This is a genomic window from Fertoeibacter niger (assembly GCF_009380135.2).
GTDB classification, from domain to species: Bacteria; Pseudomonadota; Alphaproteobacteria; order Rhodobacterales; family Rhodobacteraceae; genus Fertoeibacter; species Fertoeibacter niger.
Genome location: NZ_WHUT02000011.1, coordinates 76,844 through 101,374, shown reverse-complemented (window position 1 = coordinate 101,374; position 24,531 = coordinate 76,844). Strand labels below are relative to the sequence as shown.

Below are 24,531 nucleotides of genomic sequence, written 5' to 3'. Positions count from 1 at the left end.
TCGGCGCCGCGCGCCTCACCCCCCGAGGATACTTTCAGACAGAAAATGAAGGCAGGTTTGCGGGAAGGCGCCTGTGTGCGGCAGATCCGGCGGGATCAGGTTTCCAGCCAGATCGTCACCGGCCCGTCATTGGTCAGGCTGACGGCCATGTCGGCCCCGAACCGGCCGTTGGCGGTGGTGATGCCTTCGGCCTGCATCCGCACGGTGAAATGATCGTAAAGGCGTTTGCCTTCGTCCGGCGGGGCGGCGGTAGAAAAGCCCGGGCGGTTGCCGCGTGAGGTATCGGCAGCCAGCGTGAACTGGCTGACGATCAGCGCCGCCCCGCCGGTGTCGCGCAAGCTGCGGTTCATCTTGCCCGCCTCATCCTTGAAGATGCGCAGCTTGGTGATCTTGGCGACCAGCGCATCGGCCTCGGCATCCGTGTCGCCCTGCATGGCGCAGACAAGTATCAGCAGGCCCGGGCCGATCTGGCCCACCACCGCGCCATCTACGCGCACCGCGGCGTCAGTCACGCGCTGGATCAGCGCCCTCACAATTCATGCGCCCAGGGCGGGTTGGCCCCGGGACGGCTGACGGTGATGGCTGCGGCGCGGGTTCCAAGGCTGAGGGCGGCGTCCAGCACATCGTCAGGCAGGGCGGCCAGTGCGGTTTTGGTCAGCGCCCCGGCCTGATGCAGGGCGGCCAGCGCACCGGCGTTGAACGTGTCGCCCGCGCCCACGGTATCGGCCACGGTCACTTTGGTGGCGGCAACAAAACGGTCCTGCGTGGCGGTGACGGCGCGTGCGCCTTTGGCCCCTTCGGTGATCAGCACCAGTTTCGGCCCACGCGCAAGGATGGCTCGTGCCAGCGCGGTCAGGTCGCCCTCACCCTCCAGCCAGTGCAGGTCTTCGTCGCTGAGTTTGACAATGTCGGCCAGCGCCAGCATCCGCGCGATGCGGGCACGATAGCCCGGCTCATCGGTGATGAAACCGGGGCGGATGTTGGGGTCGATCATCGTCACACGCGCAGGGGCCTCGCGTGCCATCAGCGCCTCATAGGTGCTGGCGGCGGGGTCGTTGACCAGGGAAATACCCCCGAAGAACAGCGTGCCGACGCTCGCGGGCAGGGTGGGCAGATCGGATACGGCCAGCAGACGGCCAGCGGTGTTTTCGTCATAAAACGCATAGGTGGCCTGACCGTTCACCAGTTTCACAAAGGCCACGGTGGTGGGGCGCGCGGAACGGGCGCAATAGCCGGTATCGACCTGCGATGCCTCCAGCGTCTCTACCAGAATTTCACCCAGCATGTCGGTGGAAAGCCCCGAGAAGAAGGCCGAAGGCGCGCCCAGACGGCCCAAAGCAATGGCGGTGTTGAACACGGCGCCGCCGGCATAGGGGGCGAAGGCGGGTTCGCCTTGTTGGCTGGTGCGGGGCAACATGTCGATCAGGGCTTCGCCGCAGCTGAGAATCATTCGTGTCACCTTCCCAAAGTTTTGCCGGTTATAGCGGAGCGCGCGCTGTTAGCGCAAACATAACGGTGCGATCCTGCGTCAGACGCTGAAATACGGGGCCAGATTCGTTCGGATGCGGTCCAGCGGCGTGGCGCCCGATGTGTCGGGCGCGAAGGGCTGGCCGGTGATGGCCTGAAACGCGTCGACATAGACCTGCGCGGTGGCCAGGATCATCGCAGCGGGAATGGCGGGGATCGGGTCGCTATAGGGGTCGCAGCGTGCCGTGACCCAGGAGCGGATGACATCCTTGTCGAAACTGGGCGGGCGCGTGCCATCTGCCAGCGCCTGAGCGTAACCATCGGCCCGCCAGTAGCGTGAACTGTCGGGCGTGTGGATCTCGTCAGCCAGCAGGATCGTCCCCGCCGCATCGATGCCGAATTCGTATTTGGTATCGACCAGGATCAGCCCGCGTTCCGCCGCCACCTGTTGCCCGCGCGCGAACAGCGCCAAGGCCTTGACCGACACCTCATCCCATTGCGCTGGGGTCAACAGACCCTGCGCCATGATGTCGGCGGCGGTCAGCGGCTCGTCATGCCCGCCGTCAAAGGCTTTGGAGGTTGGGGTGATGATCGGCGCGGGCAGCGCCTGGTTGTCGGCCAGCCCGTCGGGCAGGACATGCCCATACATCTGCCGCTGGCCTTGCTTGTAAAGCGTCAGAATGGAAGTTCCGGTGCTGCCCGCCAGATAGCCGCGCACCACGATTTCCACCGGCAGGATGGTAAGGCGCTGGCCGATCACCACATTCGGGTCGGGGTAGGCCAGCACGTGATTGGGGCAGATGTCGGCGGTCAGGTCGAACCAGTAGCGCGCGGTCTGTGTCAGCACCTGGCCCTTGAAGGGGATGGCGGCAAGGATGCGGTCAAAGGCCGAAATCCGGTCGGATGAGATCAGGATGCGCCGCCCCTGGGGGTGATCCGCATCGGGTGGCAGATCATAGCAGTCGCGCACCTTGCCGAAATAGGGGTTTGGCAGTTCGGCGATATGCGCATGGTCAAGGACGCGGCTTAGATCGGTCATCGGGGCCTCCGGCGGGATGCGGTTCTATCGGGTGCGTGGGACGCGGAGTCAACGGTGGAGTGTGGCGCGATTGGTCTGGCCTGTGCCATGAAATTGCCCCGGCATCGTGGTAGGGGATGGGCGATAGGGGATTGTCAGCGCCGCGCCGGGGTGATCGGGTCGCGGCAGGGTGGTGCAGGGGCTGCGGATGGACAAGGGCACAGGATCAGGGCCGGGGCTGTTGCTGATCGCCCCCGCGCCGGTGGTGGATCATGGGCAGGGCCGCCTGACGCTGGATGTGAAATTCACCGATGGCATGCGACGGCAGGCGGCGCTGTGGGCCGGGCTGACGGGCGGAAAGGCGGCGGTTGTGCTGTGGCGCGGGACGCAGGGCATGCCCTTTGGCGCGGAATATGCGCAGTCCGACCTGGGGTTTGATCTGATCCTGTTGCCGCAGGGCGCGCCCCTGCCGGATGATCTGCTGGCGGGGCGGGCGGTGGTGGCCGCATCCGCCGATATGCCCGGCGTGTGGGATTTGCCGCAGGCCTGCGCGACGGCCGGGGCGGCCCTGGTCTATACCATCGAATACACGTTGCAGACGCGGTTGCAGATCGTCGGGCTGGATGCCTCGCGCGGGGTGTTGCGCAAGGGCTGGTCGGCGCTGTGGACGCTGCGGCAAGAACGCCAGCGCCGCCGCGCCTTTCGCCGGGCCGATGCGGTGCAGGCCAATGGCTTTCCGGCCTTCGAGGCCTATCGCGGGCTGAACGCCGATACGCTGCTGTATCTGGACAGCCGCATCGGGGCGGGGATGCTGGCCACCGGGGCCGAGATGCAGGCGCGCGCCGCGCGGTTGCAGGCGGGTGCGGCGCTGCGGCTGGTGCATTCGGGGCGGCTGGAGCCGATGAAGGGCGCGCAGGATCTGTTGCCGGTGGCCCGGGCGCTGGCAACAAGGGGGGTGGATTTCACGCTGGACATCTTTGGCACGGGCAGCCTTGCGCCGGTGATTGCCGCAGGCATGGCCGAACCTTTGCTGGCGGGCCGGGTGCGGCTGCATGATCCGGTGGATTTTGACACCGTGCTGGTGCCGCACCTGCGCACCAGGGCCGATCTGTTCCTGTCCTGCCACCGGCAGGCCGACCCGTCTTGCACCTATCTGGAAAGCATGGGCTGCGGCCTGCCGGTGGCGGGCTATGACAATGCGATGTGGCAGGCGCTGATGCAGGCCAGCGGTGCCGGGTGGGCGGTGCCTTTGGGCGATATCGGCGCGCTGGCGGCGCAGGTGGCGGCGCTGGCGGCAGCACCGGACCGGGTGCTGGCCGCGGGGCAAAGGGCCTGGGCCTATGCCAGCGCCCATGACTTCGAGACGGAATTTGCCCTGCGCATGCAGCATATGGCAGCGGTGTTGCAGCGCCGACAGGGCGGCGAACCCGCGTGAACGGTTCGGGCTGCCGCCCGCGTATCAGCTCTGCTGCGCGATATACACCCCGACACCAATGACAATCGCCGCCAGCACCACCGCCAGCGCCATCTTCCACCAGGACCAGGGCCGTTCACCCTGCACCTTGCCCGACTGGCCGTTGACGACAAAGCGATAGGTCTTGCCGTTGTATTTGTAGGCCGCCATCCAGACCGGCAGCAGGATGTGCTTGAAGGTTTCCGCCGAATAATCGGTATCCACCCGGTCTACCCGCTGTTCATCGCCACCAATGTCGCGGCGCACGTCGCCGTGGATGACACCCGCCATGATCTCTTGCCCATGCAGCCAGCCGTCAGACAGGCCCACGGTGTAACCTTCGGCGGTGAAGCCTGCCAGGTAATCGGGGCGGTAGGCGGCAAGCGCGCCCAGATCCCAGGGCTCCAGCGCTTCGGTATAGCGGCGGGGCAGCGACTGGCTGGCCAGCACCAGCACATCGTCGAAACTGCGCGATACCCAGCCCGAGGCGCGGGTCCAGCGGGTGTGGCGCACCTGTTCCTGGCGCTGTTCCGACTTGCCGTTGACCTGCACGGTCACGGTGCGGGTGGTGTAATAGTAATCCCCCCGCGCCCCGGCATAGCGGCTGCGCGTTGCGGCATCAAACGTCCAGTAAGGCACATAAAGCCCGGCCAGAGCGCGACCCTTGCGCGCATATTCCTGCAAGCCGTTGGGGGCGAACCACAGCCTGCCCAGCCATTTCGTCATCGCGTCGCGGGCCTGCCGTTCGTCCAGCACGAAAGGGATCAGCGCCTGCGGCTTTATCAGCCGTGTCTCGCCGGTGCCCACCACCACCGGCGTGGCGCAGAATGGGCATTCAGTGGCATGGCTGGCCCCGGTGAATTCCACCAGTGCCCCGCAGGACGGGCAGGGCGTGGTGCGCACATCCTCCATCGCGGCGGGCGGCAGGTCATCGGCCAGCGCGCGGTTGAGGTCGAGTTCGCCCAACGCGCGGGTGCGCTGGTGGGGCGCATCGGGGATGGCCTGCACATGGCCGCAATGGTCGCAGCGCAGTTCCGTCTGCCCCGGCGCGAACCGCAAGTCGGCCCCGCAGCTTGCGCAGGGCCAGCGGTGTTCGTCCTTGGCCACGTCAAACCCCGGGCGGTGGGGGCGGGGGCATCAGCGCAAAGAGGGCAGCCAGCGCCGCCACCTCGCCCGCAGGTTTCCATCCGTCCTGCCCGGCGGTCCAGACCAGCGTGGCGCGGGTGATGGCACCGCTGGCGGCCTGCTGTGCCAGTGCCGATTGCGGGAATGGGCCCTTGGTGGCCCCGCCCTCGGCAATGTGCCACTGGGTCTCTGGCTGGGGCGGCGGTGGAGGGGCGGCGGCGGGCGCTGCCCCCCATGGCCCCGGCTGCATCTGCTGCGCCATTCCCAGCCCCATCGCGGCGCCCAGCCCGGTGGCCATCGCGGATCCGGCCGCGGACTGTGGGTTGGCCAAAGCCTCGGCCGCGCTGAACTGGGTGTATTTCGCCAGATCGCCCGCGATGCCCACCGAAGTGCGCTTGTCCAGCGCCTTTTCCACCTCTTCCGGCAGGCTGATGTTTTCGATGTAGAATTCCGGCAGAACCAGCCCGTATTCGGTGATCTTTGGGGCAATGGCCGTGGTGATCAGCTTGCCCAGATCGCCGGTGTTCGCCGCCATGTCCAGCACCGGAATGCCCGAGGATGCCAGAACCCGGCTCAGCTCCTGCACGATGATGTTGCGGATCTGGGTGCTGACCTCATCCGCCGTGAACTCGCCATCCGTGCCGACGATTTCCTGCATGAACCGGCCCGGATCGCTGACCCGCATGGAATAGGTGCCGAAGGCCCGCAGCCGCACCGGCCCGAATTCGGGGTCGCGGCACATGATCGGGTTTTTCGTGCCCCATTTCAGATCATTGAAACGGGTAGTGTTGACGAAATACACCTCGGACTGGAACGGCGACTGGAACAGGTGATCCCAGTGCTGCAAGGTCGTCATGACCGGCATGTTGTTGGTTTCAAGCTCGTAAAGCCCCGGCCCGAACACATCGGCAAGCTGCCCCTCGTGGATGAACACCGCCGACTGGCCCTCGCGCACCGTCAGCTTGGCCCCGTATTTGATGGCATTGCCGCGCCGTTCGAACCGCCACACCATCGTGTCGCGCGTGTCATCCAGCCACGAGATGACATCAATGAATTCGCCTTTGAGGAAATCGAAGACCATGACTTATTCCTTGGGCTTGACGATGGAACTGCCGGTGTTGCGTGGCGGGGGTGGTGGAGCCAAAGAGGGGCGACCACCTCCTTTGGTCGGCTGATAGCCGTTCTGGATCGAATCACTGGGGTGCTGACCAGGCCGGGGTGCGGGCTTGTAGCCGTCATTGAGCAGTTTAGGTGCCATCGTCGGTCTCCCTTTCAGGTTCGATAAACTCGATCGAACGCAAGTCCTTGAGCAACAGAAGCGCCGATTTCGGTGGCACGGTCGGCGTCCACACACCCTCATACACATCATATAGCCGTTCGATGTAGATATCGCCACGATCAGACGCGGAAGAAGCCAGAGAATTCTCTCCGAAATAACCGTAGATCATGGTACCGTCAGCGTAGGTGATGATCACGAAACGGTCCGTCGTGATGTCTCCGAACGCATAGTCATAGGCACGTACAGTCGGATGGATGATCGGCATCGCAAGACGGGTGAGTATCGGTGTGTTCCATTCCATCCTTAGGATGAGCCCGGAAAGCAGGCCAAGGACGGCAGGCAGAAGCAATATCTCCAGTTGAAAAGCGAAATGCTCGCCCGACTGATATAGCCAATCAGCCACAGGGCTGCCGATCAATGCTGGCCTGAACCACTGCGTTCCAGCGCTGATACTTTGAAAGATCAACTGGTTGAGCAGGCTCAGGATGACCGCCTCATAGATCACATCGCTGGATCGCGGCTTTTCTCCAATCACATAGCGGGCACGGACAGAAGCCAGAATGAACCCTGCAAGAAAATATCTCGCAAAGAAGTCAAATGTATCCGGCTTGAAAATATCCGGCATCGTTCAACTTTCACCACCCAGCAGTTCGCGCGCCATCTCCACCACAACCGGCCGCGCCTCCTCCAACGTCATGCCGGGGCGCAGGCGGGGGTCATACAGCATTTTCAGCATGAGTTCGTCCTGCGTGGTCAACAGGGCGAATTCCTCGTCGTCGTTGAAGATCGAGGGGCGGGCGCGCGGGCTGTCGTTGGCCAGCCCCAGCCCCTGCGCCAGTTCCTCGTGCAGGCAGGACAGGCGCAAAAGGTCGGGGTGTTCGGCCCGCACCACCGCATAGGCCCGGTTGTAGGTGCCGCTGCCCGCCTCTGACATCGCGTAGACCAGGCAGTAAGTGGAACGTGGCATGTCGGTAATGCCGGCCACGTCGGCAGGGGCGATGTTGCGCAGGGCGGCTGTCACCTGTGGCCCCAGCGCGCGGCGTTCATCCTCGTTCACGATGCTGAGGAAAAAGTTCGGCGAACTGTCCGACAATGCGATCGGATGCCCGGTGATCTGCGACAGCCGCGCCAGATAGGATGCGACGCGCGCCCGGTCGGTGGCCTGCCGGTCGGCGGGCACCGAGGCGCCAAAGCGCAGGCCCACCCGCACCGGCCCGGCCCAGCGGCGCAGGCGGCTTTCGGTGACGCCCGATTGCAGCCCGTCGGGGCCGCGGCGGTATTCGTCAAACAGCGCCACCTGCAAGAAGTTTTCCGCCAGCATCCGGTCGGTATAGGGCGTGTCAGGCCCGCCACCATCGGTGCGCAGCAGGCCCTGGCCCAACAGTTGCGCCTGCACGGCGGCGTAGTAGGCCCGCGCCGCCTCGGATGCCGCCGAGGGCGGCGGCGGTGGCGCGGGGGGTGCCGGTTTCACCGGGGGGCGCACCAGCGGCGCGCTGACGGGCACGGGCGCCTCGCAGGCAGCCAGGGCCACGCACAGCAGGGCTGCAGCGGTGGCACGAGAGGGGATGCGATACCCCGCGCGGGTCATGGCGTTCAGGCCGGAACAGAGGTGCCGGTGCCGTCGCCCAGCCCGGTCTTGCGCGCCTTGGCCGAGGCCAGCGTGTCGCGCAATTCGGCCTCCATCTTTTGCAGTTCCACTTCTGCGGCGGCGCGTTTGGCCTTGCCCTCGTCCGCGATCTGCAAGGATTCGTTGATGGTGGCCACCAGCGTGGCATTGGCCTTTTTCACCGCCTCGATGTCGAAAACGCCGCGTTCCATTTCGGTGCGCACCACGCGGTTCGCCTGTTGCAGGTTTTCGGCATTGGCGGTCAGCAATTCATTGGTCAGGTCATTCGCGCCGCGAATGGCCTCGGCCGCCTCGCGGCTCCGCTGGATCGTCACCGCCTGCGCCAGCTGGGTTTCCCACAGCGGCACGGTGTTGACCAAGGTGGAGTTGATCTTGGTGACAAGGCTCTTGTCGTTTTCCTGCACCAGCCGGATCGAAGGCAGCGATTGCATCGTTACCTGTCGCGTCAGCTTCAGGTCGTGCACCCGGCGTTCCAGATCATCGCGTGCGGCGCGCAGGTCGCGCAATTCCTGCGCCTTCATCACCTGATCGGCCTCGGGCGTCGCCGCAACCTCGGCTTCTTTCGCGGGGATCGTGGTGGCATCAAGTTCGGCCAGCTTGGCCTCGCCCGCCGCGATATACAGCGCCAGCTCGTTGTAGAAATCCAGCGTCTTGGCGTAAAGCACATCCAGCGACTTGATGTCCTTCAGCAGCTTGTGCTCGTGGCTCAGCAGGCTTTCGGTGATCTTGTCGATCTGGCCCTGCACATCCTCGAATCTCGCCACGAATTTGGCAAAGGGTGCGGCCCCGCCGGTCAGCCGTTCCCACCAGCTTTTCTTGCGGCGCACGTCCAGCTCGCTGACGGAAAAGCCGCGGATCGTGGTCACGATCTGGCGCAGGCTGTCGCCCGCGGGCCCCACATCCTTGTTCTTCACATCGGCCAGCATTTCCTGGCTGATCACCTGCAATTCGGCCTGTGCCGCCGAGCCGAAGTTGATGATCGACTGGGTGTTGGTCATGTCCAGTTCGGCCATGCGCTTGCGGATCGCTTCGGCCTGCGGGGCGGGGGCGGCGGCCAGCGGCACGATCTCGCGCCCCGGTTCGGGCAGAACCACGGCGGTCACGGCCTGCACTTCGGCAAGCGTCTGGGTGGCGGCATTGCGGGTTGTGTCGGTCATGGTGTCACTCTCACTCGGGGGCGCTCACTCGGGGGTGGCGGTGCGGGGGGCCTCGCGCTGCAGGCGTTCGCGCAGCACGTCGATTTCAATATCCAGATCGGTGCGGTTGTTCGACAGCAGCGCTGTGGAGCGCGCGGCGAAATTGGTTTCCAGATCGGTCAGCAGCGCGTCATAGGCGGCGCGGGCCGAGGGGTCGCGGTTCTGGGCGTAAAGATCGGCGAATTTCACCGTCGCGTCACGGGCACCCATAAGGTAGACGCCCAGATACTTGCGCGCCGCCGTCAGATCGCCGGGGTCGCTTTCCACGCTGCGGAACAGCGCTCGGGCGGCGGTCACGAACCGGTCCACCCGCGCCTCCAACTGGCGGTCGCCCGCGCGCAAAATGGCATCCTTCATCGCGGCCAGATGCTTTTCACCCTCGTCCACCGCCCGCGCCACGCGGTCGGTCTGGAAACTGTCCACCCCCTCCATCCCCTTGTCACGCAAGGGATCGGGGCCGAAAGCCAGCAGATGCAGACCCGCACCGATCACGCCGAACAGCAGCGGATAGACCAGCCCGCCATCCCCGGCATAGCCGCCTGCGGCCAGCCCCAGCCCGGTCAGCACAGCGCCGAACAACTTGCGTGGAATGGCCGGGCGGCGGGCGACGTTGCGCGCGTCATAGGCATCCTGCGCGATAATGCCTTCGCGCGTCAGCCATGCGCCCAGTTCCATCAGGCCAAAGGCCGAAAGGCCCAGCACCAGATCCTGCGGATCGCCGCCAAAGGCGCTGAACAGGAAGACCGCAGGCACCACGAACAGCATGTTAGACTTGCCGCCAGCGCCTGATCGGCGCTTGCCGTCATAGGCATTGCGCGGCGGGCCGGGCGGGGTATTGCCCGGTTTCGCGCCGCCGGGGCTGTATTTTCCGCCAAACCGTTCGGCCATCATGCGCCCCCGAGTGTGGCGACATAGATCGTCAGCGCCAGCAACAGAAAAAACGCCAGGGATTGAACGGATTTGCCAGCCATGCGCGCCCCCTTGGCCTGCCGCGGTTGCAGCATGCTATAAAGCATGGGGCTTTTTCCTGCCAGTGGCCAGTAGGGGAATTCGCACCGCTTCTTCCCCCCTTCTGTTGCCACGCGCGGATGTCAGCCGCGGGGTTTGGGCTTGCCCGGGGGCTTGGTGGCGGATTTTGCCGGGGCCATGCCGCGCGCGCCGGTCTGGCTCTTTGCCGCCACGGGTTTGCGGCGGAAGGCAGGGGTTTCGGCGGCATCCGGGGCCGTGGCGGGAAGTTTGGGTTTGGGCGACCGGCCGACAAAGGATTTGGCCTTGGGCGGGATGCCCCCGGGCTTGGCGGGCGCGGCGGTAGCCCAGCCTGCACGGGCGGCGGGTTTTGCCGCCGGGGCCGCGCCCGGTTTCGCTGCTTTGCCCGCAGCGTCGGGGCGGCTGCGCACCACCTTGCGGGCGGGTTTTTCATCTTCTTCGCTGCGCGGATCAAGGCCCAACTGGTCGCGCAGAACGCGTGGCTTCACCTCTTCCACCTCGCCGGGCTGCAATTCGCCCAGCCGGAACGGGCCATAGCTGATGCGGATCAGCCGGTTCACCGTCAGCCCGATGGCGGCGATGGCGCGACGGATCTCGCGGTTCTTGCCTTCGCGCAGGCCCACGGTCAGCCAGGCATTCGCGCCCTGAATCCGGTCTAGGATCACGATCATCGGCTGGAACGTCTCGCCCTCCACCGTGATGCCGCGGCGCAGGGGTTCCAAATCGGGGTCGGTCGGGTTGCCCTTGATCCGCACGCGGTATTTGCGCAGCCAGCCGGTCGAGGGCAGTTCCAGCTTGCGCTTCAACTCGCCGTCGTTGGTCAGCAGCAGCAGGCCCTCGGAATTCAGGTCAAGCCGCCCGACGGACATCACCCTGGGCAAATCCTCGGGCAGATGGTCGAACACCGTGTCGCGGCCCTTTTCGTCGGATGCGGATGTCACCAGTCCCTCGGGCTTGTAATAGAGCCACAGCCGCGCCGGTTCGGCAGCGGCCAGGGGCTTGCCATCCACGGTTATGCGGTCTTTCGCGGTGACGTTCAGCGCCGGGCTGTCAATCAGCTTGCCGTTGACGGCGACCTGGCCCAGTTCGATCATCCGTTCCGCCTCGCGCCGCGAGGCGACACCGGCGCGCGACAGCACCTTGGCGATGCGCTCGCCCTCGGGCGCGTTGGTGGCTGCGGGGGCCGCAGGTTTCTTCGGTTCGGTCATGCGGATTCCCCGGCTGGCTGGCGTTCCGCAGGGGCGGAGGCCGCCGGGGGTTTTCCACCCCCGGACCCCCGGAGGATATTTGCACCAGTGTGAAAGGGCAAGGCGGCTTGAATTTCGAGGGGTTGGCAGGCATCACGGGGGCATGAGCCCGTTTCGCAGCTTCATGGACATCGCGCTGGACGAGGCGCGCGCGGCAGCGGCCCGGGGCGAGGTGCCGGTGGGGGCAGTGGTCGTGTCGCCCGATGGCAGGGTTGTGGCGCGTGACGGCAACCGCACACGGGCGCTGAACGACCCCACGGCCCATGCCGAAATGCTGGTGATCCGTGCGGCCTGTGTGGCCCTGGGGTCGGAACGGCTGACCGGCCATGACCTGTATGTGACGCTGGAACCCTGCCCGATGTGTGCTGCGGCCATCGCGGCGGCACGGGTGGCGCGGCTTTATTATGGTGCGGCAGACCCGAAATCGGGAGGCGTGGCGCAGGGCGCGCGGGTGTTTTCGCATCCCCAGTGCCATCATGTGCCCGAGGTCTATGACGGGATCGGCGGGGCCGAGGCGGCGGCACTGCTGCGTGATTTCTTTGCCCAGCGGCGCGGCGGGGCCTGATCTGTGCCCGTGATGCCACAGGCCGGGGGCGGCGGTGACGGCTGCGGCGCGAATCATTTTGCCGGTTGCGCTGCCTGTGGTTAATCGTCGCACCGGACCCGCAGCAGCAGGAGGCGACGCATGACCCGTATCTCGACAGCCTTCGCTTTTGGCGCTGCGGCCCGCCGCCGAGGCTCGCGCGGATATTCCGGCGAACTGCACGGCTGATCGCCTGCGCCCCGGGCCAGCGTCACGCTGAACCCCGCGAGCGCCTGATCGAACCGCCGGTCCGCTGACCGGCTTTCCCCAGACCCCCAACGCCACCGGCACGGCATCGCAGGCACCGCGTCTTGCAGCTGTCGCGCCCCACCCCATACCGACCGAAGGGAACCCGCCGCCACCGGCGCGGGGCAAGTGCTGACATGACACTGACATTGAACGACGACACCCTGCGCCCGGCCGAGGCTGTCGAGGCCCTGATCGCGCGTTTCGGGATCTGGCGCGTCGCGGCCGCGCTGGCGGGGCAGATGCTGCGGCCACGGCTGCCCGACCTGCATCATCTGCCCGACCATCTGCGCCGCGACATCGGCCTGCCCGACCTGCCCGCGCGGCGGGCCGATCAGGTCTGGCAGCGCGATGGCGGGCCGCGCGCCGACCCGGCCTTCAGAAAGTGATCGGCTCCAGCACCTCGGGTTCGATCACCCGCACACCGGGGGGCAGGCCCGCGCGCAAGGCGTCGGCGTTCTGCTCCAGCAGCGGGAAGGTGCGATAATGGCAGGGAATCACGGTGCGGAAGTTGAAATACTTCCGCGCCGCAAAGGCCGCGCGCTTCATGTCCATCGTGTAATGCCCGCCGGCACACAGGATGCCGATGTCGGGCTGGTGGTATTCGGCCATCCAGCCCATGTCGGCCATGATGTCGGTATCGCCCGAGACATAGATCGTGTGACCCTCGCCCGCGATCATGAACCCAGCCTCGGACCCCGCGACGGCGGGCGCGCCCCCGCCAAAGTCGATGCTGGAGGAATGCACGGCATTCACCATCGTCACCGCCGCGCCGTTCAGGTTGATGGTGCCGCCCTTGCCAAAGCCCAGCGTCTGCACGCCCTCGGTGCTGCCCCACCAATCGGCGATCTCGTGGATACAGGCGATTTGCAGGCCGCGTTCCTTGGCGATGGCAAGCGCATTGGCGGCATGGTCGCCATGGCCATGGGTCAGCAGAATGTGGGTGGCACCGTCCAGCGCCTCGGCCCTGCGGGCTTCGGGGAACATCGGGTTGCCGGTCAGCCAGGGGTCGATCAGCAGCACGGCGTTCTCGATCTCGATGCGAAAGCCGGAATGGCCAAGCCAGATGATTTTCATGGGAAGTTCTCCGAGTGGTGCTAGGTCGGTTCTAGGCGAAAACGGCGCAAAGGAAATGGCGGTGTTCGAACAGGTCGATGGCTATTGCGAGCGGATGGGGCCGGCGTATTGGGCCGAGCCGGTGAACGCGGTGACGAATCTGGCGTTCCTGCTGGCGGCGCTTGTCATGTGGCCCCGGGTGCGCGGGCTGCCGCTGGGCCGCGCCATGGTGGTCGTGCTGGCGGCGATCGGGGTCGGGTCATATCTGTTTCACACCCATGCCAACCGGCTGACCGGCATTCTGGATGTGACGCCGATCCTGGGGTTCATATTGCTTTATGTCTTTGCCGCCAGCCGCGACATGCTGGGGATGAAGCCCTGGCAGGCCGGGGTGGCGGTGGTGGCGTTCATCCCCTATTCCGCAGCCTTGGTGCCGCTGTTCGGGCTGATACCGGGTATCGGATCATCGGCGGGCTATGCGCCGGTGCCGCTGTTGATCCTCATCTATGCCGCGCTGCTGCGGGCCAGCGCACCCGCCACGGCGCGGGGGCTGGCGCTGGGGGCGGGGGTGCTGATGGTGTCGCTGACGCTGCGCACGCTGGACGGGCCTTGGTGTGACGCGCTGCCTGTTGGCACGCATTTCCTGTGGCATGTGTTGAACGGGGTTATGCTGGGCTGGATGATCGAGGTCTACCGGCGACACCGGATGCCCGAAGTGGGGCAGGGCGGCTGACCCCGCCCCGGCCCGCAGGGCCACCCCCCGCCTTGCACGCCGCCCCATGCCCCGCTAAACCGGGCCAAGCAAAACCGGAGCGTCTTCATGCCCATCGATACCGATACCGCCCGCAAGGTGGCCAAACTCGCCCGCATCAGGGTAGAGGAAACCGATCTGGCCGCTTTGGCGCAGGATCTGTCGGGCATCATCGGCTTCATGGAGCAGTTGAACGAGGTGGATGTGACCGGGGTGGAACCGATGACCTCGGTCACGCCGATGCGGCTGGCCCGCCGCAATGATGTTGTCACCGATGGCAACATCCAGGCCGCCGTGCTGGCCAATGCGCCCGATGCGCGTGAGGGGTTCTTTGCCGTGCCGAAGGTGGTGGAATGACCGAAGCGAACGCACTGACCATCGCCGCCGCCCGCGACGCGCTGCGCAAGGGTGAATTGTCGGCGGTCGATCTGACCATGGCCTGCCTGACCGCGATGGATGCGGGCGACGGGCTGAACGCCTTCGTCCACAAGACGCCCGAGATTGCGCTGGATCAGGCCCGCGCCGCCGATGCGCGGCGGGGGGCGGATGCGCCGGATCTGAACGGCATCCCGCTGGGCATCAAGGATCTGTTCTGCACAAAGGGCGTGCCGTCGCAGGCCGCGTCAAACATCCTGCGGGGCTTCCGGCCCGAATACGAATCCACCGTCACGGCCAAGCTGTTCGATGCGGGCGCGGTGATGCTGGGCAAGCTGAACATGGACGAATTCGCCATGGGGTCCAGCAACGAATCCTCGTGCTATGGACCGGCGGTGAACCCGTGGAAATCGGATGACCGCGAGCTGACGCCCGGCGGCTCGTCCGGCGGATCGGCGGCAGCGGTGGCGGCGGACCTGTGCCTTGCCGCGACAGGCACCGATACCGGCGGCTCGATCCGTCAGCCTGCGGCCTTCACCGGCATCGTGGGGATCAAGCCCACCTATGGCCGCGTCAGCCGCTGGGGCATCGTGGCCTTTGCCTCATCGCTTGATCAGGCGGGGCCGATGACCAAGACCGTGCGCGATGCGGCAATCATGCTGGGCGCGATGGCCGGGCATGACGCGAAAGACAGCACATCCGCCGATCTGGCCGTGCCGGATTTCGAGGCGGCGCTGACCGGTGACATCCGTGGCAAGAAGATCGGCATCCCGCGCGAATACCGGATGGACGGCATGCCCGCCGCGATCGACAAGCTGTGGGCCGATGGCTGCGCCATGCTGAAGGATGCCGGGGCCGAAATCGTCGACATCTCGCTGCCGCATACCAAATACGCGCTGCCCACCTATTATGTCATCGCGCCTGCCGAGGCGTCATCCAACCTCGCGCGGTATGACGGAGTGCGCTATGGCCACCGCGCGAAACTGGCGCAGGGCGATGGCATCACCGAAATGTATGAAAAGACCCGCGCCGAAGGGTTCGGGGCCGAGGTGCAGCGCCGCGTGATGATCGGCACCTATGTGCTGTCAGCGGGGTTCTATGACGCCTATTACAACCGTGCGCGCAAGGTGCGGGCGCTGATCAAGCGCGATTTCGAGCAGGCCTTTGCCGCCGGTGTCGATGCGATCCTGACGCCCGCCACCCCGTCAGCCGCCTTTGGTCTGGGCGAGATGGCCAATGCCAGCCCGGTGGAGATGTATCTGAACGACGTGTTCACCGTGACGGTGAACCTTGCGGGCCTGCCGGGCATCGCGGTGCCGGTGGGGCTGGATGCCGATGGTCTGCCGCTGGGGCTGCAACTGATCGGACGGCCCTGGGATGAGGCGGGGCTCCTGAATCACGCCTATGTGCTGGAACGCGCGGCGGGCTTTGTTTCCAAGCCCGCGAAATGGTGGTAAGCGCCCCCACTGTAGCTTGAAACGGGATTCGAGACATGCGCGCGCCTTTCGTCATCTTGGCAGCCCTTGGCCTTGCGGCCTGCCAGCCTGCGGTGCCCGACAGCGGCGTCGGCTTTCAGGATTATTCGACCTATATCCGCGAACGTGACGCGCAGTTGGCGGGCATGGCCCCGCGCGCGTCCTCTCCTGCGGCGTTGCCGCCTGCGGGCAGCGTCGTGCCTGGCAACCCGGTGTTTTCAACCGAGCGGCTGGATGCGGCGATCACGGCGGCCGAGGGTGGTGCTGTGGCGGGTTCCCCCCCGCCGCTGGCGGTGCAGCCTGCCGCTGTTGCCCCCGTCGCTGTGCAGCCGGTGGCTCCGCAAAGCGGCGTGCGCCCGCGTGGCGATGCGCCGGCAGGCATCCGGCAGGAATCGGGCGAAGTGGCCGGGGCCAGCAACGGCATTTCCGACGAGAATGATTTCAACGCCGTGGCCGCGCGCGAGACCATCGAAAGCGACCGCGCCCGGATCGAGCAGAACCGCGCGCAGTATCAGGTGGTGCAACCCACCGCCGTGCCGCAGCGGCAGGGCGGCGAGGCCCCGAACATCGTGCAATTCGCGCTGTCCACCAGCCATGCGCCGGGCACGCCCACCTATCGCCGTTCCTCGCTGCGCATGACAAACCCCGGTGCCGCCTGCGCGCGCTATGCCTCGCCCGATCTGGCGCAAGAGGCGTTTCTGGCCAATGGCGGGCCGGAGCGTGACCGCAAGGGGCTGGACCCGGATGGTGACGGCTATGCCTGTGGCTGGGATCCGCGCCCGTTCCGCACGGCGCTGAACTGACAGGGGCCGCTCTGACCAGATCGCCAAACTGCGGGCCGCGCCGGGATGGGTTGCGGCCCTCTCTCATCGTGATCCACTACACCGCGATGGCCAGCTTTGACGCGGCGCGCGAACGGCTGTGCGACCCTGCGGCCGAAGTGTCGGCGCACTACCTGATTGCCGAGCATGGCGAGGTGCTGGCGCTGGTGCCCGAAGACCTGCGCGCCTGGCATGCCGGGGCGGGCGAATGGGGCGGGCAGGGCGATGTGAACTCACGCTCCATCGGGATCGAACTGGCGAACAACGGGCGGCAACCCTTTGCCGCGCCGCAGATGGCGGCGCTGGAGCGATTGTTGGCCGATGTGATGGCGCGCCGGGCCATTCCGCCGCAGGGCGTCATTGCCCATTCCGACATGGCCCCTGCCCGAAAGACCGACCCTGGCCCGCGTTTTGACTGGCGCAGGCTGGCGCTGGCCGGGCTGGCGGTCTGGCCGCGGGCGGCTGATGCGGGCAGGCCAGGTGATTTTGCCGCCAATGCCCGCCGCTTCGGCTATCCTGCGGCAGAGGGTGCCGTGCTGCTGTCGGCCTTCCGCCTGCGGTTTCGCCCCTGGGCGCGCGGGCCGCTGGACGGGGTGGATGCCGCGATGGCCGCCGATCTGGCGCAACGCTTTGCGATTGACGGGGCCGGGGCAGGGGCGTAAGCGCCCCCTCGTGCGGATGGCTGGATGACCGCGTGTCGCAAGATGCGAGGAAAGTCCGGACTCCATGAGGCAAGGGTGCCGGGTAACGCCCGGCCGGGGCAACCCGAGGGAAAGCGCCACAGAGAAGAGTCTGCCCCGAGAGGTGCGAAGGTTCGCCTTTGGCACATCGGGGTGATGGTGAAACGGCGGGGTAAGAGCCCACCGCGGACCGGGCAACCGGGACGGCAAGGCAAGCCCCACCCGGAGCAATGCCGAATAGGGGCCTCGCGCGGGTCTGGTCCGACGGCGCTAGCCGGGGGATACCGCCGCAGGGATGCTTCAGCCCAGAGGCCCGGGTTGGCAGCTAGATCGCGCGGGCAATCGCGCGGGCAGAGGAATGGTCATCCAGAGGGGCAACCCTTGGACAAAATCCGGCTTACAGGCCATCCGCACATTTCCCACTTCCGTCCGTGAAGGCGGAGGCCGGGGAGCCCTTCGGGGAGGATATTTGGGCCAGCAAGAATGCAGCAGGTGCGATGGGGCAAGGCCTGCGATGCCTGCGGGGCCGATCTGCGCGCCACGCTGGATTTTCGGGCGCGGCAGGGGCGTTTGGCTGTTGACTCTGGCCTCTTGCCGGGTAAAAGGCGGGCTTCATGATTTCACCGGAGCCGCGTGGCGTGCCGGGCTGAAGGAGACGACGACTATGGCGAAACCGGCGACGATCAAGATCCGTCTGAACTCGACGGCGGGCACCGGGCACTTCTATGTGACCAAGAAGAATGCCCGCACCATGACCGACAAGATGGTGGTCAAGAAATACGACCCCGTGAAGCGCGAGCATGTGGAATACAAGGAAGGCAAGATCAAGTAAGATCTGCCGATCCGTTGTGTGACATGGCCGCGCCGTCTGGGCGCGGCTTTTTCATTTCCGGGGGGGTGGGCTGGTGATGGATGCCGTGACATTCCGTGTGGCGGGGCGCGGCGATCTGGCGGCGGTGGATGCGCTGCTGGCGCGCAGCTATCCGCGCTTGCTGAAGGCTGATTACCCGGCTTCGGTGCTGGTCACGGCGCTGCCGCTGATTTCGCGCGCGCGGCCTGAACTGGTGGTTTCGGGCAGCTATTGGCTGGCGTTGCTGGGCGGTGCCGTGGTGGGTGCCGGGGGCTGGACGCCCGATGCGCCGGGGGGCGGCGCGGCTGTGCCGCAGCTGGGCCATGTGCGCCATGTGGTGACGGATGCGGAACAGGTGCGGCAGGGCATCGGGCGCGGGCTGATGGCGCGGGTGCTGGATCAGGCCCGGGCGGCGGGCATGCGGCGGCTGGATTGCCTGTCCACCCGCACCGCCGTGCCGTTCTATGCCGCACTGGGGTTTCGCGTGCTGGGGCCGGTTGAAGTGCCGCTGCGCCCGGGCATCGGCTTTCCCGCGGTCAGGATGGAATGCAATCTGTAGGGCGGGGCGATGCGGCGGGTGATGATCGTGGGGCAGCCCGGGTCGGGCAAAAGCACGCTGGCGCGGGCGCTGGGCGCACGCACGGGGCTGCCGGTGGTGCATATGGATCATATCCATTGGCAACCCGGCTGGGTGGAGCGGACAGCGGCGCAGAAAGACCGCCTTTGTGCCGAGGTCGAGGCGCGGGAGGAATGGATATTCGAGGGCGGCCATTCACGCAGCTATGCCAACCGCGTGGCGCGGGCCGATCTGCTGATCTGGGTCGATGTGCCGGTGGCGCTGCGGCTGTGGCGCGTCACGCGGCGCACGCTGACGGGCCTGGGCAAAAGCCGCCCCGACCTGCCCTCCGCCTGCCCCGAGCGTCTGCGTAACCTGCCGGGGTTCTGGCGCTTCATCTGGGCCACGCGGCATTCGTCGCGGGCGCGCATCGCTCGGCTGGTGCAGGGCGCCCCGCCCGAGCTGCGGGTGGTGCATCTGCGGTCACTGGCCGATGTGCGGGCGTTTCTGGCCAGGCTGCCGGACCAAACCACGCGCCAACACGATCAGGGCTGACCTGCCAATGAAAAAGGGCCGGTGTTTCCACCGGCCCCTCGGGTTCAACTGACCGACCTGCGGTTACTCGCGGTTGCCCATGAATTGCAGCAGGAACATGAACAGGTTGATGAAGTCGAGGTAGAGTTGCAGCGCGCCCATGATGGCGGCCTTGCCCAACCATTCCTGGTCGCCCATCTGCGCATGCTGCAGATAGGTGTTCTTGATGTTCTGCGTGTCATAGGCGGTCAGACCGGCAAAGATCAGCACACCCAGCACCGAGATGGCGAACATCAGCGCCGAGGAGGCGAGGAAAATGTTGACCACCGAGGCCACGATCAGGCCGATCACGCCCATCATCAGGAACGTGCCGAAGCCCGACAGATCCTTTTTGGTGGTATAGCCATAGAGCGACAGGCCGGCAAAGGCGATCGAGGTGACAAGGAAGGTCTGCGCGATCGACACGCCGGTGAACACCTGGAAGATCCAGGCCAGCGACAGGCCCATCACGGCGGCATAGGCATAGAAGAACAGCTGCGCTGCGGCTACCGACAGGCGGTTGATCATTGCGCCGAAGGCAAAGACCATGACCAGCGGGGCAAACATCACGGCCCAGCCCAGAATGGTCATGCCGCCTTCGGGGCTGCGCAGCGCCTGCATCAGAATGTCGGTCGTGCCGACGCCCCAGGCCACGCCGCCGGTCAGCAGCATGCCCACGGACATCAGGCCGTAGACCTTGTTCATATGGGCGCGCAGCCCTTCGTCTATCGCTGCGGTGCGGGCGCCAGCGCCGACCGTGCGGATCGTCTGGTAGTCAGCCATGTGAAGCCTCCGATTACTGTTGCGGGGGAAGACCCCCGGAGGGATCTTCACTTGGCATCAATATTGGGAAGTCTGACCGGGGTTTCAAGGATTTCCGTCATGCGGCGTCGCAAAATACACGCGGCAGATGCGCGCGTTGCGCCGGTTCCGCCCTCAGCAGCGCCAAGACGCGGGCACATCCCAGACCGGGCGGGCAGCCTCGGCCAGCGCATCGGCGCGCGTCAGGCCGATATCGGCCAGCGCGTGATCGTCCAGCCGGCCCAGATGGGCGCGCTGGCGGCGGGCGATCAGCCCCAGCTGCAGCGTGGCGGCGATGCGCGCAAGGGTGCCGCCCTTCGGCATGCTGCGGAGCGTCAGCGATGCGGTGTGAAGCGAGGCGAACATGGTTTGTCCTTTCAGGATGGAAGCTGGTTTCATCAGTTTTCGCGATGCGGCGGGGTGGCACCATCAAATCACTTGATCCTTATGCCCGAATCAGTGACATTTTAGAAATGAATGGTTTTGACGTGAAACATCAAGGATTGTGATATGGCCCGGAACCTCGACCTGACCTCGCTGCGCTCTTTCGTGGCGATTGCCGATGCGGGTGGCGTCACCCGTGCTGCGGGGTTCCTGAATCTGACGCAATCGGCCGTGTCGATGCAGATCAAGCGGCTGGAAGGGATGCTGGGGGTCGAATTGCTGGACCGTTCGGCGCGCAAGATCGCGCTGACGGTGGCGGGTGAGCAGTTGCTGGGCTATGCGCGGCGCATGCTGGCGCTGAATGACGAGGTGCTGGGCCGCATGACCCATGACGCCTATGACGGTGGCGAGGTGGTGCTGGGCGTGCCGCATGACATTGTCTATCCGGTGATCCCGCATGTGTTGCAGACCTTCGCGCGCGATTATCCCAAGGTGAAGGTCACGCTGCTGTCGTCCTTTACCCGGGTGCTGAAGGCGCAGTTTTCGCGCGGCGAATGCGACATCATCCTGACCACCGAGGATGAGCTTGATCAGGGCGGCGAGGTGATTGCCGAACAGCCGCTGATCTGGGTGGGCGCGCCCGGTGGCGTGGCCTGGAAAACCCGCCCCCTGCGGTTGGCGTTCGAGAACAACTGCGGGTTCCGCCAAGGCGTGCAGGCGGCGCTGGACCGGGCGGGCATTCCCTGGACCATGGCCATCGAGGGCGACAATTCCCGCACCATCGAGGCGGGCCTCAGCGCCGATCTGGCGGTGCATACCGTGCTGGCGGGGTCAGAGCCGCCGCATGTGGAAAGGGTGGCCCATGGCGGCGCCCTGCCCGAACTGGGGCAATTGAAGGTGGGGCTTTATGTGGCGCAACCCGCGCATGGGCCATCGGTGGCGGCGATGGCGGCGCTGATCCGGCGGGCCTATGCGGCGCATACCGGCAAGGACGACCGGCTTGTGGCCGTGCCCTTGCCGCTGGCGCTGCGGGCCAAGCCCGATCCGGTCACATCATACTGACCACGACCTTGCCCGTGGCCTTGCGGTCGCGCAGCAGGGCCAGCGCATCGGCCACCTGAACCAGTGGCATCACATGGCTGACATGGGGTTTCAGCCTGCCCTCGGCATACCAGCCCAGCAGGGTGGCCAGGCTGTCCGTCAACACTTCGGGGCGGAAACCGGCATAGCCCCCCCAATAAAGCCCGATCACCGTCAGGTTCTTGACCAGCAGCAGGTTGGCCGGAATCTGCGGCACGCTGCCGCCCGCAAAGCCGATGGTCAAAAGCCGCCCCTCGGGGCGGGTGGCGCGCAGGGCGGCCATGAAATCATCGCCCCCCACCGGATCATAGACCACATCCACCCCGCCCAGAGCCTTCAGTTCCGCGCGCAGATCGGTGGTGCCGCTGTCAATCAGCACATCGGCCCCGGCGGCTGCGGCCACGGCCAGTCTTTCGGCCCCGCGTGCGCAGGCGATTACCCGCGCGCCCATCCGCTTGCCGATCTCCACCGCCGTCAGGCCCACGCCGCCCGCCGCCCCCAGCACCAGCAGGGTTTCGCCGGGTTGCAGCCGCGCGCGGTGGTCCAGCGCCAGATGGCTGGTGCCATAGGCGATCTGAAACCCGGCTGCCTCGGGGAAACTCATGGCATCGGGCAGCGGCAGGCAACGGCTGGCGGGAAAGCAGCCCTCCTCGGCCAGCCCGCCCTGCCCGGCAAACACCGCCACCCGCGTGCCGATGGCCGGGCTGATGACACCCGGCCCCAGCGCCGTCACCGTGCCCGCCAGTTCCAGCCCCAGCGTCATCGGCAGGGGCGGGCGCTCCTGATACTTCCCCTCGATCATCAACAGATCGGCGAAATTCAACCCGCAGGCGGCAATGCGCAGCCGCACCTCGCCCGGCCCCGGTTCCGGGGTGGGCAGGGTTTCGATCTGCGGCGGGGTGGCAGGGGCGGCAAGGCGGAAGGCGCGCATCGGTTTCTCCGGCAGGGGCGGCAGCAGCAAGCGGGCGCATGGAAAACTGTGGTTCCGCCGCGCACCCACATGTTTCAGAAACTTAATTCACCACGGGGCGCGGATCAAACATCATCATCCGCTGCGTGTTTCGCCTTTGCTGCCGGACAGACCCCGCAGGGTGATTTGCGAAATGCAAAGATCGCCCTCAGATTGCACGCAAATTGCAATGCATATTGCGAAACTCGCTAAAGGAGAGTTCACGAAATTCTGCGCGCCTGACACGCGAATGACACCGACTCGCCCCAAACTCTTCTCCACTTGTATAATTGGACATATCTAAAAAGACAGGTCGCCGGGTCCGAAGGCGATATTCCTGACATATGCGGCCACTGGCACGGTTTGGCACGAAACTTGCTTATAGAAAGGCAGGGGAACGCAAAATGAAACCGGAGACTGGAATGAAACATCCCGTAGACGCCCATGTGGGCAAACGCATTCGCCATCGGCGCTGGATGGTGGGCATGACCCAACAACAGCTGGCTGATCGCGTTGGCATCAAATTCCAGCAAATTCAGAAATATGAGACCGGGATGAACCGGGTCAGCGCCTCGCGGCTGTGGGATGTGGCCGAGGCGCTGGGTGTGGCGATCAGCTTTTTCTTCGAAGGTCTGGAAGGTGCAGATGAGGCCCCGCGTGCTGTCGAAGGCGACATGATGGCGGATAAAGAGGCGCTGGAACTGGTGCGCTCGTATTACGCGATCCCCGAGGCGCAGCGCCGTCGCCTGTTCGATCTGGCCCGGGTGCTCAGCGACGCGGCCTAGCCGAACGCCCCGCTTGACCTGCCATTGTCCAGCGAATAACGCGGGCACACGGGGCAACACGCTCCGGGCAGGCAAGGCGGAGACGTCAGATGAACGCGCAAGAGGCCGACGACATCATCGCCACGGCGGCGGAACTGGCCGATGCGGCACGGGTGGCGACGCTGCTGCATTTCCGCAGCCCGGGGCTGACCGCGGACAACAAGGAGGCCGACCGGTTCGACCCGGTGACGGTGGCCGACCGGTTGGCCGAGGAACGGATGCGCGCCATTCTGGCCAGCCGCCGCCCGCAGGATGGCATTCTGGGCGAGGAATATGGCGCGCAGGCGGGCACATCGGGCCTGACCTGGGTGCTTGATCCGATCGACGGCACAAGGGGTTATCTGGCGGGCACACCCACCTGGGGTGTGCTGATCTCGGTCCGCGATGCGACTGGGCCGGTCTATGGCCTGATCGACCAGCCCTATATCGGTGAACGCTTTGCAGGCGGCTTTGGCAGGGCGGCGATATCTGGTCCGCATGGATCGGGCGCGTTGCGCTGCCGCCCGCCCCGGCCCCTGGCCGAGGCGATCCTTCTCAGCACCTTTCCCGAAGTCGGCACAGCCGCCGAAGGCGCCGCCTTCCGCCGCGTGGCCGGCGCGGCGCGGCTGGTGCGCTATGGCATGGATTGCTACGGCTATGCCCTGGTCGCGGCGGGGCAGGTGGATCTGGTGATCGAGGCGGGCCTTCAGGCCTATGACATTCAGGCACCCATTGCGGTGATCACGGCGGCGGGCGGCATCGTGACCGACTGGCAAGGCAATCCCTGCCCCGAGGGTGGCCAGGTGATCGCCGCTGCAAATGCGCAGGTGCATGCCCAGGCGCTGGCCCTGCTGAACGCCTGACAGCAAGCGGCTTTTTGCCGGTGCTGTAACCTGCGCCGCGCGGCCCCTGCCTGATTGGCACCTGTGGCGCTCGCCGGGGCTTCCAGCCTCCGGCGGGATCAATCCCATACGCATTTTCTGTCCAAAAATATCCCCGCCGGAGGCCTCCGACATTGACGGATATGCAGACCTGTCGGGGCTGGTGCCAACACGAAAGCCGGACTTGCCAGCAACCCGGCTCTGCCGCTAGACCTGTTCCCGCGCGCCGAGTCCTTCATCCCCTTCTGTCGCCGTGCGATCCCGTTCA

General features: G+C 66.1%; 29 protein-coding genes and 1 other RNA gene. 15 read left to right on the top strand and 15 right to left on the bottom strand.

Annotation, left to right across the window (positions count from 1 at the left end):
• Positions 1 to 95: 95 nt before the first annotated feature.
• The 3 genes from dtd to GEU84_RS16890 all read right to left on the bottom strand — a co-directional run bounded on the left by dtd (position 96) and on the right by GEU84_RS16890 (position 2,506).
• Positions 96 to 533, bottom strand: a complete 438-nt coding sequence (gene dtd / locus GEU84_RS16900) for a D-aminoacyl-tRNA deacylase (RefSeq protein WP_174539941.1) — start codon at positions 531 to 533, stop codon at positions 96 to 98.
• Positions 530 to 1,450: a carbohydrate kinase family protein gene (locus GEU84_RS16895; protein ID WP_152828248.1), complete on the bottom strand. Its 921-nt coding sequence runs from the start codon at positions 1,448 to 1,450 to the stop codon at positions 530 to 532. Before GEU84_RS16895 ends, dtd begins: the two co-directional genes overlap by 4 nt.
• A 78-nt stretch (positions 1,451 to 1,528) precedes the next feature.
• On the bottom strand, positions 1,529 to 2,506 hold the full coding sequence (locus GEU84_RS16890; protein ID WP_152828247.1) for a phosphoribosylaminoimidazolesuccinocarboxamide synthase: 978 nt from the start codon (positions 2,504 to 2,506) through the stop codon (positions 1,529 to 1,531).
• A 187-nt stretch (positions 2,507 to 2,693) separates the two neighbouring features.
• On the opposite strand from GEU84_RS16890, the gene GEU84_RS16885 reads away from it, so the two are divergent.
• On the top strand, positions 2,694 to 3,920 hold the full coding sequence (locus tag GEU84_RS16885) for a glycosyltransferase (RefSeq protein ID WP_152828246.1): 1,227 nt from the start codon (positions 2,694 to 2,696) through the stop codon (positions 3,918 to 3,920).
• A 24-nt stretch (positions 3,921 to 3,944) separates the two neighbouring features.
• On the opposite strand, the gene GEU84_RS16880 is transcribed toward GEU84_RS16885, so the two are convergent.
• The 8 genes from GEU84_RS16880 to GEU84_RS16850 all read right to left on the bottom strand — a co-directional run bounded on the left by GEU84_RS16880 (position 3,945) and on the right by GEU84_RS16850 (position 11,360).
• The gene (locus GEU84_RS16880; RefSeq protein ID WP_174539940.1) at positions 3,945 to 5,045 is read right to left on the bottom strand and encodes a primosomal protein N' (replication factor Y) - superfamily II helicase; all 1,101 of its coding nucleotides are present in this window, start codon (positions 5,043 to 5,045) and stop codon (positions 3,945 to 3,947) included.
• 1 nt (position 5,046) lies between these two features.
• Positions 5,047 to 6,144: an SPFH domain-containing protein gene (locus tag GEU84_RS16875; protein ID WP_152828245.1), complete on the bottom strand. Its 1,098-nt coding sequence runs from the start codon at positions 6,142 to 6,144 to the stop codon at positions 5,047 to 5,049.
• Positions 6,145 to 6,310: 166 nt separating this feature from the next.
• Positions 6,311 to 6,967, bottom strand: a complete 657-nt coding sequence (locus tag GEU84_RS16870; protein ID WP_152828244.1) for a DUF6338 family protein — start codon at positions 6,965 to 6,967, stop codon at positions 6,311 to 6,313.
• A gap of 3 nt (positions 6,968 to 6,970) precedes the next feature.
• A complete protein-coding gene (locus GEU84_RS16865; protein ID WP_152828243.1) occupies positions 6,971 to 7,930 on the bottom strand; it encodes a DUF2927 domain-containing protein in 960 nt (319 codons plus the stop codon).
• 5 nt (positions 7,931 to 7,935) lie between these two features.
• Positions 7,936 to 9,126 (bottom strand): toxic anion resistance protein, encoded by a 1,191-nt coding sequence (locus GEU84_RS16860; protein ID WP_152828242.1) that lies wholly within the window; start codon positions 9,124 to 9,126, stop codon positions 7,936 to 7,938.
• 24 nt (positions 9,127 to 9,150) lie between these two features.
• A complete protein-coding gene (locus tag GEU84_RS16855) occupies positions 9,151 to 10,053 on the bottom strand; it encodes a 5-bromo-4-chloroindolyl phosphate hydrolysis family protein (RefSeq protein ID WP_152828241.1) in 903 nt (300 codons plus the stop codon).
• A complete protein-coding gene (locus tag GEU84_RS21380) occupies positions 10,053 to 10,181 on the bottom strand; it encodes a hypothetical protein (protein ID WP_277604974.1) in 129 nt (42 codons plus the stop codon). Before GEU84_RS21380 ends, GEU84_RS16855 begins: the two co-directional genes overlap by 1 nt.
• Positions 10,182 to 10,256: 75 nt before the next feature.
• Complete coding sequence (locus GEU84_RS16850; RefSeq protein WP_152828240.1) at positions 10,257 to 11,360, bottom strand: pseudouridine synthase; 1,104 nt, start codon at positions 11,358 to 11,360, stop codon at positions 10,257 to 10,259.
• Positions 11,361 to 11,502: 142 nt separating this feature from the next.
• Between GEU84_RS16850 and GEU84_RS16845 the strand changes: the two genes are divergently transcribed.
• Both GEU84_RS16845 and GEU84_RS16840 read left to right on the top strand, forming a co-directional pair.
• Entirely contained in the window at positions 11,503 to 11,964 is a 462-nt protein-coding gene (locus tag GEU84_RS16845) for a nucleoside deaminase (RefSeq protein WP_152828239.1), read from the top strand.
• A 401-nt stretch (positions 11,965 to 12,365) separates the two neighbouring features.
• Positions 12,366 to 12,617: a hypothetical protein gene (locus GEU84_RS16840; protein WP_152828238.1), complete on the top strand. Its 252-nt coding sequence runs from the start codon at positions 12,366 to 12,368 to the stop codon at positions 12,615 to 12,617.
• Here the strand turns inward: GEU84_RS16840 and GEU84_RS16835 are convergent.
• On the bottom strand, positions 12,607 to 13,305 hold the full coding sequence (locus GEU84_RS16835; RefSeq protein ID WP_152828237.1) for a metal-dependent hydrolase: 699 nt from the start codon (positions 13,303 to 13,305) through the stop codon (positions 12,607 to 12,609). The two genes, GEU84_RS16840 and GEU84_RS16835, sit on opposite strands and share 11 nt — an antisense overlap.
• Positions 13,306 to 13,360: 55 nt before the next feature.
• On the opposite strand from GEU84_RS16835, the gene GEU84_RS16830 reads away from it, so the two are divergent.
• The 9 genes from GEU84_RS16830 to GEU84_RS16790 all read left to right on the top strand — a co-directional run bounded on the left by GEU84_RS16830 (position 13,361) and on the right by GEU84_RS16790 (position 19,347).
• Positions 13,361 to 14,017, top strand: a complete 657-nt coding sequence (locus GEU84_RS16830) for a hypothetical protein (RefSeq protein ID WP_152828236.1) — start codon at positions 13,361 to 13,363, stop codon at positions 14,015 to 14,017.
• A gap of 87 nt (positions 14,018 to 14,104) precedes the next feature.
• A complete protein-coding gene (gene gatC, locus GEU84_RS16825) occupies positions 14,105 to 14,392 on the top strand; it encodes an Asp-tRNA(Asn)/Glu-tRNA(Gln) amidotransferase subunit GatC (RefSeq protein WP_152828235.1) in 288 nt (95 codons plus the stop codon).
• A complete protein-coding gene (gene gatA, locus GEU84_RS16820) occupies positions 14,389 to 15,867 on the top strand; it encodes an Asp-tRNA(Asn)/Glu-tRNA(Gln) amidotransferase subunit GatA (protein WP_152828234.1) in 1,479 nt (492 codons plus the stop codon). The genes gatC and gatA overlap by 4 nt, the downstream gene beginning before the upstream one ends.
• A gap of 35 nt (positions 15,868 to 15,902) precedes the next feature.
• Positions 15,903 to 16,688 carry a PAT1 family protein gene (locus tag GEU84_RS16815; RefSeq protein ID WP_152828233.1) on the top strand — a complete coding sequence of 262 codons (786 nt, stop codon included), beginning with the start codon at positions 15,903 to 15,905 and terminating at the stop codon, positions 16,686 to 16,688.
• Between the two features lie 11 nt (positions 16,689 to 16,699).
• The gene (locus GEU84_RS16810; protein WP_152828232.1) at positions 16,700 to 17,368 is read left to right on the top strand and encodes an N-acetylmuramoyl-L-alanine amidase; all 669 of its coding nucleotides are present in this window, start codon (positions 16,700 to 16,702) and stop codon (positions 17,366 to 17,368) included.
• 12 nt (positions 17,369 to 17,380) lie between these two features.
• Positions 17,381 to 17,802: RNase P RNA component class A (rnpB, locus tag GEU84_RS16805), an RNA gene on the top strand.
• 248 nt (positions 17,803 to 18,050) lie between these two features.
• Positions 18,051 to 18,218: a 50S ribosomal protein L33 gene (gene rpmG / locus GEU84_RS16800; protein WP_152828231.1), complete on the top strand. Its 168-nt coding sequence runs from the start codon at positions 18,051 to 18,053 to the stop codon at positions 18,216 to 18,218.
• Between the two features lie 76 nt (positions 18,219 to 18,294).
• Positions 18,295 to 18,795, top strand: coding sequence for a GNAT family N-acetyltransferase (locus GEU84_RS16795; RefSeq protein WP_152828230.1), 501 nt, complete (start codon positions 18,295 to 18,297; stop codon positions 18,793 to 18,795).
• A gap of 9 nt (positions 18,796 to 18,804) precedes the next feature.
• A complete protein-coding gene (locus tag GEU84_RS16790) occupies positions 18,805 to 19,347 on the top strand; it encodes an AAA family ATPase (RefSeq protein ID WP_152828229.1) in 543 nt (180 codons plus the stop codon).
• A 63-nt stretch (positions 19,348 to 19,410) separates the two neighbouring features.
• Here the strand turns inward: GEU84_RS16790 and GEU84_RS16785 are convergent, their stop codons facing one another.
• Positions 19,411 to 20,148: a Bax inhibitor-1/YccA family protein gene (locus tag GEU84_RS16785; RefSeq protein ID WP_152828228.1), complete on the bottom strand. Its 738-nt coding sequence runs from the start codon at positions 20,146 to 20,148 to the stop codon at positions 19,411 to 19,413.
• Positions 20,149 to 20,301: 153 nt separating this feature from the next.
• Entirely contained in the window at positions 20,302 to 20,532 is a 231-nt protein-coding gene (locus GEU84_RS16780) for a DUF1127 domain-containing protein (protein ID WP_152828226.1), read from the bottom strand.
• 144 nt (positions 20,533 to 20,676) lie between these two features.
• On the opposite strand from GEU84_RS16780, the gene GEU84_RS16775 reads away from it, so the two are divergent.
• Positions 20,677 to 21,612 (top strand): LysR family transcriptional regulator, encoded by a 936-nt coding sequence (locus GEU84_RS16775; RefSeq protein ID WP_152828224.1) that lies wholly within the window; start codon positions 20,677 to 20,679, stop codon positions 21,610 to 21,612.
• On the opposite strand, the gene GEU84_RS16770 is transcribed toward GEU84_RS16775, so the two are convergent.
• Entirely contained in the window at positions 21,599 to 22,561 is a 963-nt protein-coding gene (locus GEU84_RS16770; RefSeq protein WP_152828222.1) for an NADPH:quinone oxidoreductase family protein, read from the bottom strand. The two genes, GEU84_RS16775 and GEU84_RS16770, sit on opposite strands and share 14 nt — an antisense overlap.
• Before the next feature lie 440 nt (positions 22,562 to 23,001).
• Here GEU84_RS16770 and GEU84_RS16765 point away from each other — a divergent pair, with 440 nt between their 5' ends.
• Both GEU84_RS16765 and GEU84_RS16760 read left to right on the top strand, forming a co-directional pair.
• Entirely contained in the window at positions 23,002 to 23,364 is a 363-nt protein-coding gene (locus GEU84_RS16765) for a helix-turn-helix domain-containing protein (protein ID WP_152828220.1), read from the top strand.
• A gap of 89 nt (positions 23,365 to 23,453) precedes the next feature.
• Entirely contained in the window at positions 23,454 to 24,245 is a 792-nt protein-coding gene (locus tag GEU84_RS16760) for an inositol monophosphatase family protein (RefSeq protein ID WP_152828218.1), read from the top strand.
• Positions 24,246 to 24,531 lie beyond the last annotated feature (286 nt).